16 protein-coding genes are annotated in these 17,531 nt (G+C 69.0%); 4 read left to right on the plus strand and 12 right to left on the minus strand.

The features are described from left to right. Window positions 1–2: 2 nt before the first annotated feature. The 4 genes from ACZ5PO_RS33395 to ACZ5PO_RS33410 are packed head-to-tail and all read right to left on the minus strand — an operon-like array spanning window position 3 to window position 6,076. A complete protein-coding gene (locus tag ACZ5PO_RS33395; RefSeq protein WP_464186994.1) occupies window positions 3–2,105 on the minus strand; it encodes a malate synthase G in 2,103 nt (700 codons plus the stop codon). After that, complete coding sequence (gene glcF, locus ACZ5PO_RS33400) at window positions 2,102–3,418, minus strand: glycolate oxidase subunit GlcF (RefSeq protein WP_464186995.1); 1,317 nt, start codon at window positions 3,416–3,418, stop codon at window positions 2,102–2,104. Before glcF ends, ACZ5PO_RS33395 begins: the two co-directional genes overlap by 4 nt. After that, the gene (locus ACZ5PO_RS33405) at window positions 3,408–4,583 is read right to left on the minus strand and encodes an FAD-binding protein (protein ID WP_464186996.1); all 1,176 of its coding nucleotides are present in this window, start codon (window positions 4,581–4,583) and stop codon (window positions 3,408–3,410) included. Before ACZ5PO_RS33405 ends, glcF begins: the two co-directional genes overlap by 11 nt. Beyond that, the gene (locus ACZ5PO_RS33410) at window positions 4,583–6,076 is read right to left on the minus strand and encodes an FAD-linked oxidase C-terminal domain-containing protein (protein WP_464186997.1); all 1,494 of its coding nucleotides are present in this window, start codon (window positions 6,074–6,076) and stop codon (window positions 4,583–4,585) included. The genes ACZ5PO_RS33405 and ACZ5PO_RS33410 overlap by 1 nt, the downstream gene beginning before the upstream one ends. A 108-nt stretch (window positions 6,077–6,184) precedes the next feature. Here ACZ5PO_RS33410 and ACZ5PO_RS33415 point away from each other — a divergent pair, with 108 nt between their 5' ends. Then, window positions 6,185–7,084 carry a LysR family transcriptional regulator gene (locus ACZ5PO_RS33415; protein ID WP_464186998.1) on the plus strand — a complete coding sequence of 300 codons (900 nt, stop codon included), beginning with the start codon at window positions 6,185–6,187 and terminating at the stop codon, window positions 7,082–7,084. 205 nt (window positions 7,085–7,289) lie between these two features. Next, a complete protein-coding gene (locus ACZ5PO_RS33420) occupies window positions 7,290–8,402 on the plus strand; it encodes a zinc-binding dehydrogenase (protein WP_464186999.1) in 1,113 nt (370 codons plus the stop codon). Window positions 8,403–8,429: 27 nt separating this feature from the next. Here the strand turns inward: ACZ5PO_RS33420 and ACZ5PO_RS33425 are convergent, their stop codons facing one another. The 8 genes from ACZ5PO_RS33425 to ACZ5PO_RS33460 form a co-directional block, all read right to left on the minus strand. After that, window positions 8,430–9,053, minus strand: a complete 624-nt coding sequence (locus ACZ5PO_RS33425) for an ATP-dependent Clp protease proteolytic subunit (protein WP_464187000.1) — start codon at window positions 9,051–9,053, stop codon at window positions 8,430–8,432. Window positions 9,054–9,292: 239 nt separating this feature from the next. Beyond that, a complete protein-coding gene (locus ACZ5PO_RS33430) occupies window positions 9,293–9,652 on the minus strand; it encodes an SRPBCC family protein (RefSeq protein WP_464187002.1) in 360 nt (119 codons plus the stop codon). Beyond that, the gene (locus tag ACZ5PO_RS33435; protein WP_464187003.1) at window positions 9,649–9,963 is read right to left on the minus strand and encodes an ArsR/SmtB family transcription factor; all 315 of its coding nucleotides are present in this window, start codon (window positions 9,961–9,963) and stop codon (window positions 9,649–9,651) included. Before ACZ5PO_RS33435 ends, ACZ5PO_RS33430 begins: the two co-directional genes overlap by 4 nt. A 358-nt stretch (window positions 9,964–10,321) precedes the next feature. Then, complete coding sequence (locus tag ACZ5PO_RS33440; RefSeq protein ID WP_464187004.1) at window positions 10,322–11,200, minus strand: MetQ/NlpA family ABC transporter substrate-binding protein; 879 nt, start codon at window positions 11,198–11,200, stop codon at window positions 10,322–10,324. Window positions 11,201–11,367: 167 nt separating this feature from the next. Continuing rightward, window positions 11,368–12,369, minus strand: coding sequence for a GTP 3',8-cyclase MoaA (gene moaA / locus ACZ5PO_RS33445; protein WP_464187005.1), 1,002 nt, complete (start codon window positions 12,367–12,369; stop codon window positions 11,368–11,370). A 68-nt stretch (window positions 12,370–12,437) separates the two neighbouring features. Continuing rightward, window positions 12,438–13,748, minus strand: a complete 1,311-nt coding sequence (locus ACZ5PO_RS33450) for an FAD-dependent oxidoreductase (RefSeq protein WP_464187006.1) — start codon at window positions 13,746–13,748, stop codon at window positions 12,438–12,440. A gap of 38 nt (window positions 13,749–13,786) precedes the next feature. After that, on the minus strand, window positions 13,787–14,119 hold the full coding sequence (locus ACZ5PO_RS33455) for a 4Fe-4S dicluster domain-containing protein (RefSeq protein WP_464187007.1): 333 nt from the start codon (window positions 14,117–14,119) through the stop codon (window positions 13,787–13,789). After that, entirely contained in the window at window positions 14,116–16,242 is a 2,127-nt protein-coding gene (locus tag ACZ5PO_RS33460; protein ID WP_464187008.1) for a molybdopterin-containing oxidoreductase family protein, read from the minus strand. Before ACZ5PO_RS33460 ends, ACZ5PO_RS33455 begins: the two co-directional genes overlap by 4 nt. A gap of 71 nt (window positions 16,243–16,313) precedes the next feature. Between ACZ5PO_RS33460 and ACZ5PO_RS33465 the strand changes: the two genes are divergently transcribed. Together ACZ5PO_RS33465 and ACZ5PO_RS33470 are read left to right on the plus strand one after the other, a co-directional pair. Next, a complete protein-coding gene (locus ACZ5PO_RS33465; protein WP_464187009.1) occupies window positions 16,314–16,457 on the plus strand; it encodes a hypothetical protein in 144 nt (47 codons plus the stop codon). Window positions 16,458–16,592: 135 nt separating this feature from the next. Next, on the plus strand, window positions 16,593–17,504 hold the full coding sequence (locus tag ACZ5PO_RS33470) for a helix-turn-helix domain-containing protein (protein WP_464187010.1): 912 nt from the start codon (window positions 16,593–16,595) through the stop codon (window positions 17,502–17,504). The last annotated feature ends 27 nt before the right edge of the window (window positions 17,505–17,531 follow it).

Raw genomic sequence — 17,531 nt, forward strand, 5'->3', positions numbered from 1 at the left:
GGTCAGGCCCGGGCCTTGGCCTTGAGGCGCAGCGCGTGCAGCAGCGGCTCGGTGTAGCCGCTCGGCTGCGCGACCCCTTCGAACACCAGCGCGCGGGCGGCCTGGAAGGCGAGGCTCTCGTCCTCGTGCCCGGCCATGGGCCGGTAGAGCGGATCGTCCGCGTTCTGCGCATCGACCTTCGCCGCCATGCGCCGGAGCGCCGCGTCGGCCTCGGCCGCCGTGCAGACACCGTGCAGCAGCCAGTTGGCCATGTGCTGGGACGAGATGCGCAGGGTCGCCCGGTCCTCCATGAGGCCGACGTCGTTGATGTCCGGCACCTTGGAGCAGCCGATGCCCTGGTCGATCCAGCGCACGACGTAGCCGAGGATGCCCTGGGCATTGTTGTCGAGCTCGCGGGCGATCGCCTCCGGCGACCAGTTGGTGCCGGCGGCGAGCGGGATGGTGAGCAGCGCGTCGAGCCCGGGCGTCGGCTCGCCGGCGAGCTCGCGCTGGCGGGCGAACACGTCGACCTGGTGGTAATGCAGCGCGTGCAGGGTCGCCGCCGTCGGGCTCGGCACCCAGGCGGTGCTGGCGCCGGCCCTGGGGTGGCCGATCTTCTGCGCGATCATATCGGCCATGCGGTCGGGCGCCGCCCACATGCCCTTGCCGATCTGGGCGTGCCCCGACAGCCCGCAGGCCAGGCCGATCTGCACGTTGCGGCTTTCGTAGGCGGCGATCCAGGCGCTCGCCTTCATCTCGCCCTTGGGCACCATGGCGCCGGCCTGCATCGAGGTGTGGATCTCGTCGCCGGTGCGGTCGAGGAAGCCGGTGTTGATGAAGACGATGCGATCCTTCACCGCGGCGATGCACGCCGCCAGGTTGGCCGAGGTGCGCCGTTCCTCGTCCATCACGCCGACCTTCACGGTGTGACGGGGGAGCCCCAGCAGGTCCTCGATCGCGTCGAACAGTCGGTTGGTGAAGCCGGCCTCCTCCGGGCCGTGCATCTTCGGCTTGACGATATAGATCGACCCCGCCCGGCTGTTGCGGAAGCGGCCGCGGCCTTTGAGATCGTGCAGGGCGATGAGGCTGGTGACGATGCCGTCCAGAATGCCCTCCGGCGCCTCGCCGCCGTCGGCCAGGCGCACGGCCGGCGTCGTCATCAGATGCCCGACGTTGCGGACGAACAGCAGGGTGCGGCCAGGCAGCGTGAAGGCCGAGCCATCCGGCGCCACGTAGTCGCGGTCGGCCGAGAGCGTGCGCGTCGTGCTCCGCCCGCCCTTGTCGAAGCTGGCGGCAAGGTCGCCCGTGGTCAGCCCGAGCCAGTTGGCGTAGGCCGCGACCTTGTCCTCCGCGTCGACGGCGGCAATCGAATCCTCGAAGTCGACGATGGTGGTGAGCGCCGATTCCAGGACCACGTCGGCGATGCCGGCCGGATCGTCGCGCCCGATCGGGTGGGCATGATCGATCACCACCTCGATGTGCAGGCCATGGTTGCGCAGCAGCAGCGACGCGCCGCGGGTGCCGGCGAACTGGGCCGGGTCGGCGAGCTTCGGCGTGCCGCCAGTGAACGCGGCCCAGCGGCCTTCGGCCAGCGGCACGGCCTCGTCGAGGAAGGCCTTGGCACGGGCGATCACCTGGGCGCCGCGGACCGGATCGTAGCCGCCGGGTGCCGGCTCGCCCGGCAGCGCATCGGTACCGTAGAGGGCGTCGTAGAGGCTGCCCCAGCGGGCGTTGGCGGCGTTGAGCAGGAAGCGGGTGTTGAGCACGGGCACGACGAGCTGCGGCCCGGCCAGGCGCGCCACCTCCTCGTCGACGTTCTCGGTCGCGATGGCGAAGGGCGCGGGCTCGGACACGAGATAGCCGATCTCGCGGAGAAAGGCCTGGTAGGCGGGCCCGTCGTGCGGCTGGCCGCGCCGGGCGACGTGCCAGGCGTCGATGCGCGCCTGCAGGTCGTCGCGCTTGGCCAGCAGCGCTCGATTCTCCGGCGTGAAGCGGGCGAAGATGTCCGCCGTGCCGCGCCAGAACGCCTCCGGCGCAATCCCCGTGCCCGGCAGGGCGCGATCCTCGATCAGGCGGACCAGGGGCGCGGCGACCTTGAGGCCCGCTTTGTCGATCATCTCGCTCATGAATACGCCCTCGTCGTTTGGTTGCTGAGCGCCACTGGCGGCGGGCCGCCGGTCGCCCAGTCGATGAGCTCGACCGTGTGGACGACCGGCAGCGCCGTCCGCTGGCCGATCTGCATGGCACAGCCGATGTTGCCGGTGGCGATGACGTCGGCGCCGAGCCGCTCCAGGTTGGCGACCTTGCGGGCGCCGAGCCGGCCGGCGATGTCGGGCTGGAGGATGTTGTAGGTGCCCGCCGAGCCGCAGCAGAGGTGGGCTTCTGCCGGCGCCCGAACGGTAAAGCCCGCGGCGCTGAGCAGGCGCTTGGGCGCCTCCGTCACCTTCTGGCCGTGCTGGAGCGAACAGGCCGCGTGGTAGGCGACCGTGAGGCCAGGAGCCGCTCCGGCCGCTGCCGGCAGATCGATGCCGGCCAGGAACTCGCTGATGTCCTTCGCCAGGCCGGAGACGCGCTCCGCCTTCGCTGCATAAGCGGGCTCGCCGCGCAGCATGAAGCCGTAGTCCTTGATCGTGGTGCCGCAGCCGGAGGCGGTGACGAGGATCGCGTCGAGCCCCCTGCCCTCGATTTCTCGGGTCCAGGCGTCGACGTTGCGGCGCGCCGCCTCCAGGCTCGCCGCCTCGCGGCCCATGTGGTGGACGAGCGCCCCGCAGCAGGCTTCGCCCGAGGCGAGCACGGCCTCATAGCCCACCCGGTTGAGCAGGCGCAGCGTCGCCGCGCGGATCTCGGGCCGCAGCACCGGCTCCGCGCATCCCTGCAGCAAGGCGACCCGGCCCCTGGCCCCGACCACGGGTGCGGCGGCGGCCGGCGCCCGCGGCGCGGCGCGCGGGGGCGCGAGCGCCAGCATGGCTGCGATCGGCTTCAGGGCCGGCAGCCGGGCGACGAGCGGCTGCGCCGGCCGGGCGAGCCGCGCCAGCGCCAGCGCCAGCCGGAAGCGTCCGGGATAAGGCAGCACCGCCGCCAGCAGCGTGCGCATCAGCCGCTCGCGCCAGGGCCGGCGATAGCGCTCCTCGATATAGGCGCGGGCATGGTCGACCAGGTGCATGTAGTTCACGCCCGAGGGGCACGTGGTCATGCAGGAGAGGCAGGAGAGGCAACGGTCGATGTGCTTGACCACCTCGGCCGTGGGCTGCGCCTCGGTCTCCAGCATCTCCTTCATCAGGTAGATGCGGCCGCGGGGTGAATCGAGCTCGTCGCCCAAGAGCACGTAGGTCGGGCAGGTGGCCGTGCAGAAGCCGCAATGCACGCACTTGCGGATCACCGCCTCCGACGCCGCCATCGCCGGATCGGCCAGCTGCGCGGGCGAGAAGCTAGTCTGCATGGGTCTGGTCCCCGAACCGCCCGGTCTCGAACACCCCGGCCGGATCGAAGGCGCGGCGAACACGCGCCTCCAGCGCCGCCAGCCCCGGGACCGGCGGCTGGAAGGTGGGCACGCCCGCGTAGACGCCCCGCTCGTCACGCACCAGCATGGCGTGCCCGCCGGCTTCCGCCGCCACCCGCCGCACCAGCGCCGCATCGCCGTCGAAGCTCACCCAGACCAGGCCGCCGGCCCAGTCCATCAGCCAGCGGGCGCCCGCTGGCTCGAGCCTCGCGATCGCGGCAGGCGCGGCCCGGGCCGACAGGCTGAGCCGCCAGAGCGGCCGGCCGTCGGCCAGCGGCGCGAGCGCGCGGACATCGTACCAGATCGCCTCCGCCAGCGCAGCGTCGGGGGTCTCCACCCCATGCTCGCCGAGCAGGCGCTCCAGCAGCGCGGCGCGCGCCGCCACCGACGGGCCGAAGCCTTGCAGGCGCACTGCCGTGAGCGCGGGTCCGTCGCGCCACGGGCCGGGAAAGTGGAAGGCCGCCGACGGCTCCGCCTGGGAGCCCATGGCCCGCGCCATGGCCGCCTGGGCCTCGGCCGGGCCCAGACCGCGGACGATGCGCAGCGCCGTCTCGCGCGGCGCCGGCAGCACCTTGAGCGTCACCTGCGTCAGCGCCGCGAGCCGCCCCCAGCTGCCGCACATCAGCTTCGGCAGGTCGTAGCCGGTGACGTTCTTCACCACCTTGGCGCCGGCCATGAACGGCTCGCCGCGGCCTGACACCGCCTCGAACCGCAGCAGATGATCGCGCGCGCTGCCCATGACCGGCCGCCGCGAGCCCGCTACGCCGGCGGCGACGATGCCACCGACGGTGGCGGCGCCCGCCGGCCGACCGAACAGCGGCCCGTGGTCGAACGGCTCGAAAGCGAGCATCTGGCCCTGGGCGGCGACAAGGACCTCCACTTCGGCGAGCAGCGTGCCCGCGCCGACCGTGAGCACCAGCTCGGCCGGATCGTAATCGACGACGCCGGCGAAGCCGCGCATGTCGAGGATCGCCGTCTGGCGGCCGCCGACACCGACATCGGCCTTGCTGCCGCCGCCGCGGATCTCGAGCTTGGTGCCGTCGGCGGCGGCACCGGCGATCGCCTCGGCGAGCTCCGCCGACGTGGTGGGCGCGAGCGTCGACATCAGAAGCGCGGCAGCTCCGGGAACGCCACCTGGCCGCCGTGCACGTGCATGCGGCCGAGCTCGGCGCAGCGATGCAAGGTCGGGAACACCTTGCCCGGGTTGAGCAGCAGGCCCGGATCGAAGGCGCACTTGAGCCGCTGCTGGTGCGCCAGGTCGACCTCGGTGAACATCTCGGGCATCAGGTCGCGCTTCTCGACACCGACGCCGTGCTCGCCGGTGAGCACGCCGCCCACCTCCACGCACAGGCGCAGGATGTCGGCGCCGAAGGCCTCGGCCCGCTCCAGCTGCCCCGGCACATTGGCGTCGTAGAGGATCAGCGGATGCAGATTGCCGTCGCCGGCGTGGAAGACGTTGGCGACGCCGAGCCCATGCTGCGCCGAGAGCTGCTCCATCCGCTGCAGCACCTCCGGCAGCCGGCGACGCGGGATCGTCCCGTCCATGCAGTAATAGTCGGGCGAGATGCGACCGACAGCCGGAAAGGCGGCCTTGCGCCCGGCCCAGAACGCCAGCCGCTCCGCCTCGTCCTGCGAGACACGGCAGGAGACGGCACCGTCGGCGCGCGCGATGCGCTCCACCTCGTCGATCAGATGGTTGCATTCGGCCGCCGGCCCGTCGAGCTCGACGATCAGCAGCGCCTCGACGTCGAGGGGATAGCCGACATTGACGAACGCCTCGGCGGCGTGGATGGCCGGCCGGTCCATCATCTCCATGCCGGCCGGGATGATGCCGGCGGCAATGACGTCGGCGACGCACTGGCCGGCGCTCTCGACGCTGGCAAAGCCGATCAGCACGGCGCGTGCCGTCTCCGGCCTGACGAGGATGCGGACCGTGACTTCGGTCACCACGCCGAGCAGCCCTTCCGAGCCCACGATGATGCCGAGCAGGTCGAGCCCCGCCGGATCGAGCGCATGGCCGCCGAGGCGGACGATCTCGCCGTCCATCATCACCAGCTCGACGCCGAGCACGTTGTTGGTCGTCAGCCCGTACTTGAGGCAGTGCACGCCGCCGGAATTCTCGGCCACGTTGCCGCCGATGGAACAGGCGATCTGGCTCGACGGATCGGGCGCGTAATAGAAGCCCGCATCCTCCACGGCGCGGGTGACGGCGAGGTTGGTGACGCCGGGCTGCACCACCGCGACCCGGTCCTCGTAGTCGACCGAGAGCACCTGGTTGAACTTGGCCATGCCGAGCAGCACGGCGTCAGCCAGCGGCAGTGCGCCGCCCGACAACGAGGTGCCGGAGCCGCGCGGCACCACCTTCACGCCTTCGGCCTGGCACCAGCGCAAGATGGCGGAAACCTGCTCCGTCGTCTCGGGCAGGACGACCAGCATTGGCGGCTGACGATAGGCGGTGAGCCCGTCCGACTCGTAGGGGCGCAGCAGAGCCGCATCATCGATCACGCCTTCGCCAGGCACGATGGCGCGCAGGGCGGCTGCGATCTCGCCGCGGCGGGCGATGACCGAAGCATCCGGTTCCGGCATCTTGAGCGACATGGCGCATCCCTCTCGCTCCTCACTGTAGACGATCCGGTTTCCCCTCGGTAGACGATCGATATCGAAGGCACCTGTTCCTCCTGAGAACAGATCGTTCAGAGCAAGGCCATGGATCCGGACTACGAGCTGTTCGCCGAGGTGGTGGCGTCGGGCAGCCTGTCCGCCGCCGGCCGTCGGCTGAAGATTTCGCCCGCCATGGTGTCCAAGCGGCTGGCGCGGCTGGAGCAGCGCCTCGCCACACGGCTCGTGCACCGCACCACGCGCCGGCTGCTGTTGACCGACGCCGGCCAGGTGTTTCACGCCGACGTCGTGGCGATCCTGGCGGCCATCCACGCGGCGGAGGCCCGCATCGCCGGCCAGGAGGGCACGCTGGCGGGAGGCCTCAGGGTCTCCGCTCCCACCTCGTTCGGGCGGCTGCATGTGGCGCCGTACTTGCTGACCTTTCTCGAGCAGCACCCCAAGGTGAATGTCGAGCTCGACCTGTCGGACGGCTTCGTCGATCTCCTGGCCGAGAAGTTCGATCTCGCGGTCCGCATCGCGCCGGCGATCGACGCCGGCCTCGCCGCCTACCGACTGGGCACCAGCCGGCGCGTGCTCTGCGCGGCGCCGGACTACCTGGCCGACCGGGGCGTGCCCACGAGCCTCACCGATCTCGCCGGCCACCACCTGCTGGCCGCCACCGGACAGCTGCCGTGGCGGCTGGACGGACCCGACGGCCCTGCCCTGCTCGGCGGCGAGAGTCGTGTGCGCACCAACTCCAGCGAGGTCGTACGCGAGCTGGCGCTGACCGGCGCGGGGATCGCGCTGCGCTCGCTGTGGGACGTGAGCCGGGACATCGCCGCGGGCCGCCTGGAACGGATCCTGCCGGCCTTCGAGGGCTCCGCCGACGTCGGCATCTATGCGGTCCATCCGCGCGGCCCGCTGGTGCCGGCCTCTGTCAGCGCCTTCGTCCGGCATCTCCAGGCGCTCTACAGCCCGGCGGCGCCGTGGGACGAAGAGGTGGCGTAGCGGGCCTGTCCCCGTCGCCGACGGCCTGGGTTTTCAAGCGGATGGATGGCCGGGCCAAGCCCGACCATGATGTTGAGAACAAAGGCTTTCCGTCTCCACCCCGTCATGGTCGGGCTTGACCCGACCATCCATCCGCTCAAAGAGTCAAAGCCTCGATGCAGTGCTACTAGCAAATTAACTGAAGCGCTCACCCGCGGAGCCCGCCATGCCCGAGACCTATCGCCAGTGGATCTTCGCCAAGCCGATGGTGAACGACGTGCTCGGCCCCGAGCAGTTCGAGCTGCGCGAGCTGCCGATCCCCGACCTGGAGCCCAACCAGGCGCTGGTGCGGGTCAAGCTGATCAACATTCACTCCGCCACCCGCTCGCGCATGGCGACCGGCATGACCAGGCTCGGCGCGACCGACCTCAGCAACTATGGCTGCGCCGAGGTGATCCGCTCGCGCGATCCCGCCTTCCGCGAGGGCGACACCATCGCCTGCCAGGCCGGCTGGCAGGACCATCAGGTAATCAGCAGCCTCGACGCCTCGGTCGGCTACGGCACACCGAACGACGGGGTGAAGGCGCTGAACCGCACCAACTCGCAATGGTGCTACGCCTTCAGGCCGGAGATGGTGCGGGAATGGCCGCCGGAGGTGCTGATGGATATGTTCGGCACCTCGGGCATGACGGCCTATTTCGGCATGCGCCAATGCGGGCCGCTGACGCCCGGCGAGCAGGTGGCGGTGGCCGGCGCCTCCGGCTCGGTCGGCTCCATCGTCGCCCAGTTGGCCCGCATCGCCGGCTGTCGGGTGATCGGCTTCGCCGGCGGCGCCGACCGCTGCCGCTGGGTGACCGAGACCCTCGGCATCGACGGCTGCATCGACTACCGCGGCGATGACTTCGCCGAGCGGCTGAAAACAGCGCTTCCCGACGGCGTCGACGTCTTCTCCGACGGCATCGGCGGTCAGCTCACCGAGACCGTGACCGCCCAGATGAACCGAGGCGGCCGCCTGCTCGCCTATGGTGGCGCCGGCGGCTACTACGCCGACCGGCTCGATCGCCCGCAGCAGCGGCCGTCGCTGCGCCGCATGTTCGGCATCTCCGAGACCGTGGAGGCGACCATCGCCGCCCGAGAGCTCCGCGCCGAGGCGTGGATCGTCGATGCCTTCTACGCCGAGCGGCTCACGGCCGAGGACGGCCTCGCCGCGTTGATGCGCAGCGGCCAGCTGAAGCCGATCAACCACGTGGTCGAGGGCTTCGACCAGTTGCCGGCCGCCATCGTCGACCTCTACCGCACGCCCCACGCCGGCAAGCTGCAGGTGCGGTTCACAGGTTGAGGATAGCAGAGGCGTTCTCGCGTTGGCTCAGACGCCGTTCTCGCGCTCGGTGTGAATTTCGCGCTCGGTGAGAATGCGGTCGATCAGGCCCCACTCCAACGCCTGCTCCGGCGTCATGAAGCGGTCGCGGTCGAGGGTGCGCTCCACCTCCTCATAGGTACGTCCGCAGTGCTTGGCATAGAGCTGGGTGAGCTGCTGCTTGGTCCGCTGCGTTTCCTCGGCATGGATAAGGATGTCCGACGCCTGCCCCTGGAAGCCGCCGAGCGGCTGGTGGACATGCAGGCTCGCGTTGGGGAGCGCTGCGCGCGCGCCCGGCTCCCCCGCCATCAGCAGGAACGACCCCATCGAGCGGGCCGTCCCCATGCACAACGTATGCACCGGCGCCTTGATGAATTGCATGGTGTCGTACATGGCGAGACCGCTGGTCACCACGCCGCCCGGCGAGTTGATGTAGAGGTTGATCGGCCTCTTGGGGTTCTCGGCTTCCAGGAAGAGCAGCTGCGCGCAGACCAACGCGGCTACGGTGTCGTTGACCTCACCGTTGAGGAACACGATCCGCTCTCGCAGCAGCCGTGAATAGATGTCGAAAGACCGTTCTCCCCGGCTGGATTGTTCGATGACCATCGGGACGAGCTGCATCGCTTCGCGCATGGGCGAACTCCTGCTTCTTTGAGTGGGATGGATGGCCGGGTCCAGTCCGGCCATGACGCGGCTGGGATGGAAAGGGCTTTACTCTCAACATCATGGCCGGGTCGAACCCCGCCATCCATCGACGTGGAAACGCGACGCTTTGCGGCGAACCGACTTCCTAAAATGACTTAGCAAATCTAATAGGTCGGGATGATTTTTATTCGGATCATCATCCCTCTTTAAGCCTCCAGACCGAGGCGTCAGGCAGCGCGCACGAGCCGAGGCCGGTTGCTGTTCGCTGCCGACGACATCAGCTGTGCCGGCGTCGAGCCGACGAGCCCGTGAATAATGCGAAGTCTGGTGCCGCCGCGGGTGTTGGGGCTGACGCAAAACGTCACCACGCTTTCGCGGAAGGGCGGCTCGTCGTCCCGCATTCTGTAGCGGATCTCCTCGCCGGGCGCCGCCGCGACGGGATCGGCGTCAGCCAGCGCCTCGTTCGGCAGCCATTTTTCGCGGAAGGCAGGGATGCTGATGGCGCGCCAGACCTTCTCGGGCGGCGCGTCGATGTCGTATTCGAGCACCAGATCCTTGCTCTGTTCCTCGACCTCCATGTCGTTCATTGGTCCATGTCCTTCAGCAAGGCTTTCAGAGCATCGATCCGTGCCGGCCAATAGGCACGGTACTTCGCGAGCCATCCGCCGATGAGCCCCAGCCCTTCCGGATCGACCTCGTAGTTCACGAAACGCCCCTGCCGCTCCTCTCGCACCAGTCGCGCATTGCGCAGCACGGCAAGATGCTGGGACATGGCCGGCTGGCTGATGTCCATGCCATCCCGCAAAGCGCTGGCATTCATGCCGCCGGTCGCCAGCTTCTCGAAGATCGCGCGCCGGGTCGGATCGGCCAGGGCCCTGAATACGTCGTTCTCGATCATGCCAACAGATAAGCACTTACTTATCTGATTCGCAAGACCCCGATCAGGCCTCCGCTAGAGCGCTTCGCGATTGGGTGGAAGCACCCAATCGCGAAGCGTTCCAGATTCAAAAAGTTAGGGAGTATCTCCTGCCATTGGATGGGTCCATCCAATGGCGAAATGCTCTAGGCGAAGGGGGATCTCGCTGGAGGCTTCCGCCTGAGCCGGATCAGCCGCGAGCCCGCCCGATCGAGACGCACGTTGCATCGCTCACGCACGCAATCAACCGCCGCGCAGCAGCGCGGCGGTTGACGATCATTCGCGGCCGCCTTCGATCAGGACCTGTCCCACCGGACCACGTTCGGGACAGGCGGTTCCGTCAGTTGCTGGCCGACGCCGGCGCGGCCCCCTTCTCCCAGGGGAAGGAGATGACGTCCCCGTAATACTTTTTGAGGATCGCTTTCACCTGCGGGGAATTCTGGTAGATCGCAATGAACTGCTTGATGCGTGGATCGTCGGCGCGCTCAGGCTTGGTCACGAACCTGAGCGCATAGAGGTTGTTGGGCTTTTCGAGGAAGACCGGTTTGTTCGGGTCGAGCCCGCCCAGCTTGGCGAAGGCCGGATAGGTCACGGCGGCATCGAGATCGTCGAGGGCGCGGGATATCTGCGGGCCATCCACCTGGACGATCTTCAAGCTCCTGGGATTCTCCGCAATGTCGAGCACGGTCGCGCGGTGGCCCGCGCCCGGCTTGAGCTTGATCAGCCCGGCCTCCTGCAACAGCAGCAACGCCCGGCCGGTGTTGATGGCGTCGCTGGCGATGGCCACCGTCGCGCCGTCCTTCAATTCGGCGAGCGACGTGATCTTCTTCGAATAGATTCCATTCGTCGTCGAATACCCGAGGCCCACCGGCACCAGATTATTGCCAAGGTTCTTGTTGGAATTTTCGAGGAACGGCAGATGCTGGAAATAGTTGAGATCCAGATCGCCGTTGGCGACGGCGATATTGGGTGTGCTCCAGTCGCTGAACTCGACGATCTGCACCTCCAGGCCCTGGCTCTTGGCCTCCGCCACCACGGTCTCGAGCACGCCGTTGGTCGGCATCGTGGCGACGCCGACCTTCAGCGGCGCAGCCGTGGCCGCCGTGGCGAGCCCACTGCCGAAGGCGACAACGGCAATCCGCAGCCATGCCGCGAAAGGCGGCCGCGCGCGGCCCGCTGCTGCTACGTCCGAATGGGGCGCCCGACGGACGCCAGTCAACCTGGAGAGTATCATCTTCACCTTCACCAAAGAGGTGAATACTGACTACGCGAACTGTCAATTCCGCACAACGGAATAAAAATTTCTATTGTAGACCTTATGCAAACAAGTCTTTGATCTCTCGCGGATCAGACAGAATGTCTTTGCTCCGGGCGTGACGGTGATCCTCAGCCGCCCGTCGCCGACATGTGGCGAGCGATCACGGCCGGGGCTCCCTCGCGGCCGATGACGAAGTCGTGGCCGCGCGGCTTGCGCCGGACTGTCGCGTCGATGACGCGCAGCAGTTCCTCATCCCCTTCCGAGCTGCGCATGACGGCCTTGAGGTCGGCCGCATCCTCCTGGCCGAGGCAGGTATGCAGCACGCCGGACGCGGTAACGCGGACGCGATTGCAGTCCTCACAGAAATTGTGGGTCAGCGGCGTGATGAAGCCGATGCGGCCGCCCGTCTCCGCCACGGCAGCATAGCGGGCCGGTCCGCCGCTCCGCACGGACAGATCCGCCAGCGTCCAGCGGCGCTCGATGATCCGCCGAAGCCGGTCGAGCGGCAGGTACTGGCCGGTGCGGTCGGCGCCCACATCGCCGAGCGGCATCGTCTCGATCAGCGTCAGCGTCATGCCGCGGCCGTGGGCGAAGCGGATCAGATCGTCGATCTCGTGCTCGGTATCGCCGCGCAGCGCCACGGCGTTGAGCTTCACCGCGAGGCCCGCCTCCCGAGCGGCCTCGATGCCGTCGAGCACCTGGGCCAGCGACCCGCCCCGGGTGATGGCCCGGTAGCGGACGGGGTCGAGAGTGTCGAGGGAGACATTGACGCGCCGCACGCCGGCCCGTGCCAGATCCTCTGCAAAGTGGGCCAGGCGCGACCCGTTGGTGGTCAGTGTGAGCTCGCGCAGCGAGCCGTCGCGGAGATGGACGGACAGCGCCCGGAACAGGTCGAGGACGCCCTTGCGCACCAGCGGCTCACCGCCGGTGATGCGGATCTTGGTGACGCCGCTGCGGATGAACGCGCCGGCGAGCCGTTCGAGCTCCTCGAGCGACAGCACGTCGCGCTTGGGCAGGAAGGTCATGTCCTCCGACATACAGTAGACGCAGCGCAGATCGCATCGATCCGTCACCGACAGGCGCAGGTATCGGACCTGACGCCCGAACGTATCCGTCAAGGCGCACGGCATGAGGCGCTCCTTTCATGCGGACGATGCCGCATCTCCCAAGGCAGAAAGCTGCTGCACGTGACCGGCGATCACGCGCCGGCGGCGGCCATCAGCTGTGCGATCGTCACGAACTTCTCGCGCGGCTTGCCGGCGAGCCGGCCGCGCTCCACCTCCGCGGCGTCGATCCGCTCCCAGGCGGCAAAGTCGATGCTCCGCCCGACTCGCTGCATGATCCGCGCGATCAGCCCATCCGGATGATCGGGCGGCTCGTACCCGCCACGGACGAGGTCGGCGATGACGTGGTCGGCGGTCTCGACGCTGCAGGCGCGGTTCGTGCCGATCGTGCCCTGCGAGCCGCGCTTGCTCCACCCGCAGGCGTAGAGGCCGGGAAGCACCCTCCCCTGCGCTACGACGCGGCCGGCGTCGTTGGCATGGACACCGCGCGCCGGATCGTGGGGGATCCCGGCGATAGGCGCCGCATGGCGGCCGATGCTGGTGAAGACCAGGTCGCAATCGATCGCAACGGGCGGCGCGGCGGCGCCCGTTCGGCGAAAGACCGTGCGCTCGACATGGGCGGCCCCGTCGATCGCCAGCGGCTCGAGGTTGAAGCGGAAGACGCAGCGGCGGCGCTTGGCGCCGGCGCGGCGGCTGAACGTGTCGAGCAGCGCGACAGCGGCGCGCGTCTCGGGATCGGCATCGTCCGCCGCCGCAACGGCGCCGCCCGCAAGGTCACTCATGTCGAGCGCCGGGTCACAATCCTCGAGCTCGCGAAACTCGTGCAGTTCCTTGGCGGCAAAGCGCGTCCGGTCCGGCCCGCGCCGCCCCACCACGTGGACCTCCCGGATCCGGCTGGCCGCCAGCACCTCCAGCGCATGCGCGGCGATGTCGGTGTGTCTGAGCTCGTCAGCCGTCTTGGTCAGGAGTCTCGCGACATCGAGCGCCACGTTGCCGTGGCCGACGATGACCGCGCGTTCGCCGGAAAGGTCGAAGTTATGGTCGCGCGCGTCCGGATGGCCGTTGTACCAGGCGACAAAGTCGCCGGCCCGGTGGCTTCCGGCCAGCGCCTCGCCGGGGATGTCCAGGCGCCGCTCGACCGCCGCCCCCGTTGCGAGGATGACGGCGTGATAGCAGCGCAGCAGGGCCTCGACGGGCAGATCGGCGCCGACCTCGACGCCTCCGACGAAGCGGAAGCCCGCCATCCCGGCGATGCGGTGGAAGACGGCCGACACCAGCTTGAGCTTCGGATGGTCGGGCGCGACGCCGAAGCGGACGAGCCCGTACGGCACCGGCAGCCTCTCTAACATGTCGACGGCAACCGGCAGCTGCGAACGCAGCAGCGCCTCGGCCGCGTAGAAGCCGCTGGGGCCGCTGCCGACCACGGCGACGCGGAATGCGGGCATAGCCGGCGCCGACGCCGGGGCGAGCGCGCGCGCGACGCTCACGGCCGCAGTGCCTGCCGCCGCTCGTCCGCGCCGGGCAACGGCGGCAGGCGTCCGGTCAGGACAGGTGTCTCCGCCGCGCGCCGGCGATTGATCTCGATCCACTGCGCCTTGTCCGACGGCAGCAGGTAGCCGGCCTCGATCGCGCCCACCGGGCAGACCGGCACGCAGCCGCCGCAGTCGATGCAATTGTCGGGGTCGATGTAGGCCATCTGCTCGTCGATGTGGAAGCATTCGACAGGACAGACCGTCGCGCACTCGGTAAAGCGACAGCCGGAGCAAATATCCGTCACTACATAGGTCATGATTTCATTCCAGCAGACGGCGCTCACGCCGTCGCGACCTGCACCAGGATGTCGGAGAAGGTCGGCGCGCGGCCGAGATCGGCGAAGGCCGCCGGCGTCACGGCATGGACGGTGGCGCCCTTGCGGTTCGAGCGCTGCCAATAGCCGGCGGGCGCCACGACGACGCCGCGCATGACGTCCGCCGACAGGGTGGCGAAGGCCTCGAACGTGCCGCGGTCGTTGAACACCCGGATCGGCGCGCCCGCGACGATGCCGCGGTCGCCCGCATCGTCGGGATGCAGGATGACCGCCTGCTGCTCGCCCGCCTGAGCGAGCTGCGCCGGCAGGTTGCCGTAGTTGGAGTTCAGGAACGCGTGGCTCTTGGGGGAGATCAGGCTCAGCGGATAATGGGCAGCGCGCTCCGGTGCCGTCCGCGGGCTCTCGTTGGGGGCGATGTAGTGGGGCAGCGGATCGACCGGCTGGCCGTCCTGGGCGCCGCCGTAGCCCTGCCGGAACAGCGGCGCGACGAAATTGCCTCCTTCCGACAGGCTCGACTTGAACTCGCATTTGCCCGACGGCGTCGGGAAGTTGCCGTCGCGGTGGGGCGCCCAATCGGCTGCCTGCGGCAGGTTGAGACGCGCGTATCCCGTCTGCTTCAGGACCTCCAGCGAGATCCCCTCCAGCACCGGGTTGGTCCAATCCAGCGACGCCTCGATCATCGCATCGTCCGACCGGACGAAGAACGGATCGTTGACCCCGAGCGCGGCGGCAAGGCGGCGGAACAGCTCGGTATTGGGCACGGCCTCGCCCAGCGGCTCGATCGCCGGGTTGTTGTACGACAGATAGAGGTGCCCCCACGAGAACATGATGTCCTTTTGCTCGAGCTGCGTCGTGGCGGGCAAAAGGATGTCGGCATAGCGCGCCGTGTCGGTGATGAAGTGCTCGCTGACGACGGTGAAGAGGTCCTCGCGCGCCAGCCCCTGCTCCAGCTTGGCCTGCTCGGAGACCATGGCCATCGGATTGGCGTTGTAGACGAACAGGGAGCGGATCGGCGGGTCGAGCCCGAGCTCGCCGGTAAGCGCCGGGCCCAAGCGCCAGGCGTTGATGACGCGCATATCCGGGGGCTGCAGATCCGGGCGCATCAGCCCCTCCCAATTGACCGGGAAGGCCCAGATCGGCAGCTGCAGCAGCCCGCCGCCCACATGCTTCCAGGCGCCGATCAGGCCCGGCAGGCAGGCCACGGCGCGCACCGTCTGGCCGCCGCCGGCATGGCGCTCGACCGCCACGCCGATGCGTACGACGGCCGGCGGCGTGGTGGCGTATTCACGCGCCAGCCGGCGGATATCGTCGGCGGGGATGCCCGTCTCGGCTTCGGCAAACTCGGGCGTGTAGGACGCGGCGCGTGCCGCCAGCTCGTCGAAGCCGATGGTGTGGTTGTCGACGTAGTCGCGGTCGATCAGGCCTTCGCCGATGATGACGTTGATCATCGCCATCGCCAGCGCCCCGTCGGTGCCGGGCCGGATCGGAACGTGCCAATCGGCCAGGCGGGCCGTCCGTGTCCGCACTGGGTCGATGACCACCAGCTTGGCGCCGTTCTTCTTCGCCTGCTCGATGAAGGGCCAGTGGTGCGAATTTGTGCTGAGCGTGTTGCAGGCCCAGAGGATGATGTACTTCGAGTGGACGAAGGCCTCCGGATCGACACCGGGCGTATGGCCGATCGTCATCATGTAGGCGGTACAGGAGGCGGAGTCGCAGAAGGTGCGCTCGCAGACGGTGGCGCCGAGCTTGTTGAACAGCGGATCGCCGACGTTGAGGCCGTTGATGATGCCCTGGGTGCCGAGATAGCTGTAGGGGAGGATCGTCTGCGCGCCCTCGTCGGCAATGAGGTTGCGCCAGCGTCCGGCGATCTCGGTCATCGCTTCATCCCAGGAGATGCGGACGAACTGGCCGCTGCCCTTCGGTCCGACGCGCCGCATGGGATAGAGCAGGCGCTGCTCGCTGTAGACCCGATCCTGGTAGTTGTTCACCTTCACGCAGAGCCGCCCCTTGGTGAAGGGGTGCTCGGGGTTGCCGCGCACGGCGATCACCTTGCCGTCCTCGACCGTGGTCAGGATCGAGCAGGTGTCGGGACAATCGTGGGGGCATGCGCCGACGACGACGGTGCGGGTCATGTGCGCTCTCCTCGATCGGGCGGGCCGGCGGCCACGGCGCGCTGGCGCTCGCCTCCGGACCACACCGGCCAATGCAGGATCTGGTGATGGCTTTCGCCGCGGGTGCCGGCGCGCTGCGGCCGGCGAACGAGGCGATCCAATCCTCGCGCAGCTTGCCGCGCGGCCCGGCGCCTGGCGTTATCGATTGCTGCGAATTGCTATTCCTGTTCTGCTAAGGCGCGGCGCCGAAGGCGGGAACGACCGTCGCCTGGCCCCCTGGCACAGAACGTGCTTACATTAGAACAAGAGGAGATTGGGGCTCCGCGCAACGCAGCGGGCGGCCGTTGCCGTACCGCGCGGCGGGAGGTGCCATGCGCGCCATGCTTGGACATTCGGTCGACAAATACGTCACCGGGACGATGCTCGAGACGTCGAACGCCAGGCGTTGGCACAACATCCTGGCCGAGCGTTGGAGCCATGCGCCCGGCGAGCTTCCTTCCCTCACCCCGCGCGACACCGAGATCGCGGTCCTCCTCAACGGTCGCTCGGTCGTCGACCGTATCGGCTCCGGCATGCGGCAGCTGACCCACGGCCGGCCGGGTACGGTCTGGCTCTGCCCGGCCGGCATCGAGGAGGAGTTCATCCGCATCTCCGACCCGATGGCCGACTGCCTCCACATCTTTCTGCCCGGCCGGCCGTTCGACGAGAGCATGCTGCGCGACCTCGACGTCGATCCCGACCGGGTCGAGCTCCGCTACGAAGCGATCGCCCACGATCCCTTCATCGACCACGTGGCCACCCAGATCGTGCGCGAGATCAGCGAGGAGAGCGCGGCGGGCCGGTTGCTCGTGGATGCCCTCGGCGTCGCCCTGTCAGCGCATCTCGTCCACAAATACTCCGCGCTGGATCTGCGTCCCAAGGCCGCCCATGCGATGGACAAGCCGCTCGACCGGCGGCGGCTCGCGCGCGTCGTCGATTACATCGACGGCAATCTGGACCGGGACTTCACCATCGCCGACCTCGCCTCGGTCGCCTGCATGAGCGTGGCCCATTTCGCGCGGAGCTTCAGGGCCGCGACGGGCCACACGCCGCACGGATATGTGAGCGGCCTGCGCCTCGATCTCGCCAAGCGGCGCCTGCTCGCGGATGACGGCCAGATCGCCGAGATTGCCGCCGCGGTCGGCTTCTCCTCCCAGGCCAACTTCACCCGCGCCTTCCGCAAGGCTACGGGCACCACTCCCGCTCAGTTCCGCACCGACGGCGGGAAGGGCGCGCCGGCCTGACGGCAGCCAGTCGCGGCCAAACGCACG

It is taken from the genome of Chelatococcus sp. KU-N122 (genome assembly GCF_055391085.1).

Excerpts from the sequence above, each read along its gene's own strand:
- ACZ5PO_RS33465 (WP_464187009.1), top strand. The coding sequence starts at position 16,314 with ATGCAGGATCTGGTGATGGCTTTCGCCGCGGGTGCCGGCGCGCTGCGG.
- moaA (WP_464187005.1), bottom strand. The coding sequence starts at position 12,369 with ATGCCGTGCGCCTTGACGGATACGTTCGGGCGTCAGGTCCGATACCTG.
- ACZ5PO_RS33410 (WP_464186997.1), bottom strand. The coding sequence starts at position 6,076 with ATGTCGCTCAAGATGCCGGAACCGGATGCTTCGGTCATCGCCCGCCGC.
- ACZ5PO_RS33470 (WP_464187010.1), top strand. The coding sequence starts at position 16,593 with ATGCGCGCCATGCTTGGACATTCGGTCGACAAATACGTCACCGGGACG.
- ACZ5PO_RS33435 (WP_464187003.1), bottom strand. The coding sequence starts at position 9,963 with ATGATCGAGAACGACGTATTCAGGGCCCTGGCCGATCCGACCCGGCGC.
- ACZ5PO_RS33425 (WP_464187000.1), bottom strand. The coding sequence starts at position 9,053 with ATGCGCGAAGCGATGCAGCTCGTCCCGATGGTCATCGAACAATCCAGC.
- ACZ5PO_RS33420 (WP_464186999.1), top strand. The coding sequence starts at position 7,290 with ATGCCCGAGACCTATCGCCAGTGGATCTTCGCCAAGCCGATGGTGAAC.
- ACZ5PO_RS33395 (WP_464186994.1), bottom strand. The coding sequence starts at position 2,105 with ATGAGCGAGATGATCGACAAAGCGGGCCTCAAGGTCGCCGCGCCCCTG.
- ACZ5PO_RS33405 (WP_464186996.1), bottom strand. The coding sequence starts at position 4,583 with ATGTCGACGCTCGCGCCCACCACGTCGGCGGAGCTCGCCGAGGCGATC.
- glcF (WP_464186995.1), bottom strand. The coding sequence starts at position 3,418 with ATGCAGACTAGCTTCTCGCCCGCGCAGCTGGCCGATCCGGCGATGGCG.
- ACZ5PO_RS33415 (WP_464186998.1), top strand. The coding sequence starts at position 6,185 with ATGGATCCGGACTACGAGCTGTTCGCCGAGGTGGTGGCGTCGGGCAGC.
- ACZ5PO_RS33450 (WP_464187006.1), bottom strand. The coding sequence starts at position 13,748 with ATGCCCGCATTCCGCGTCGCCGTGGTCGGCAGCGGCCCCAGCGGCTTC.
- ACZ5PO_RS33430 (WP_464187002.1), bottom strand. The coding sequence starts at position 9,652 with ATGAACGACATGGAGGTCGAGGAACAGAGCAAGGATCTGGTGCTCGAA.
- ACZ5PO_RS33460 (WP_464187008.1), bottom strand. The coding sequence starts at position 16,242 with ATGACCCGCACCGTCGTCGTCGGCGCATGCCCCCACGATTGTCCCGAC.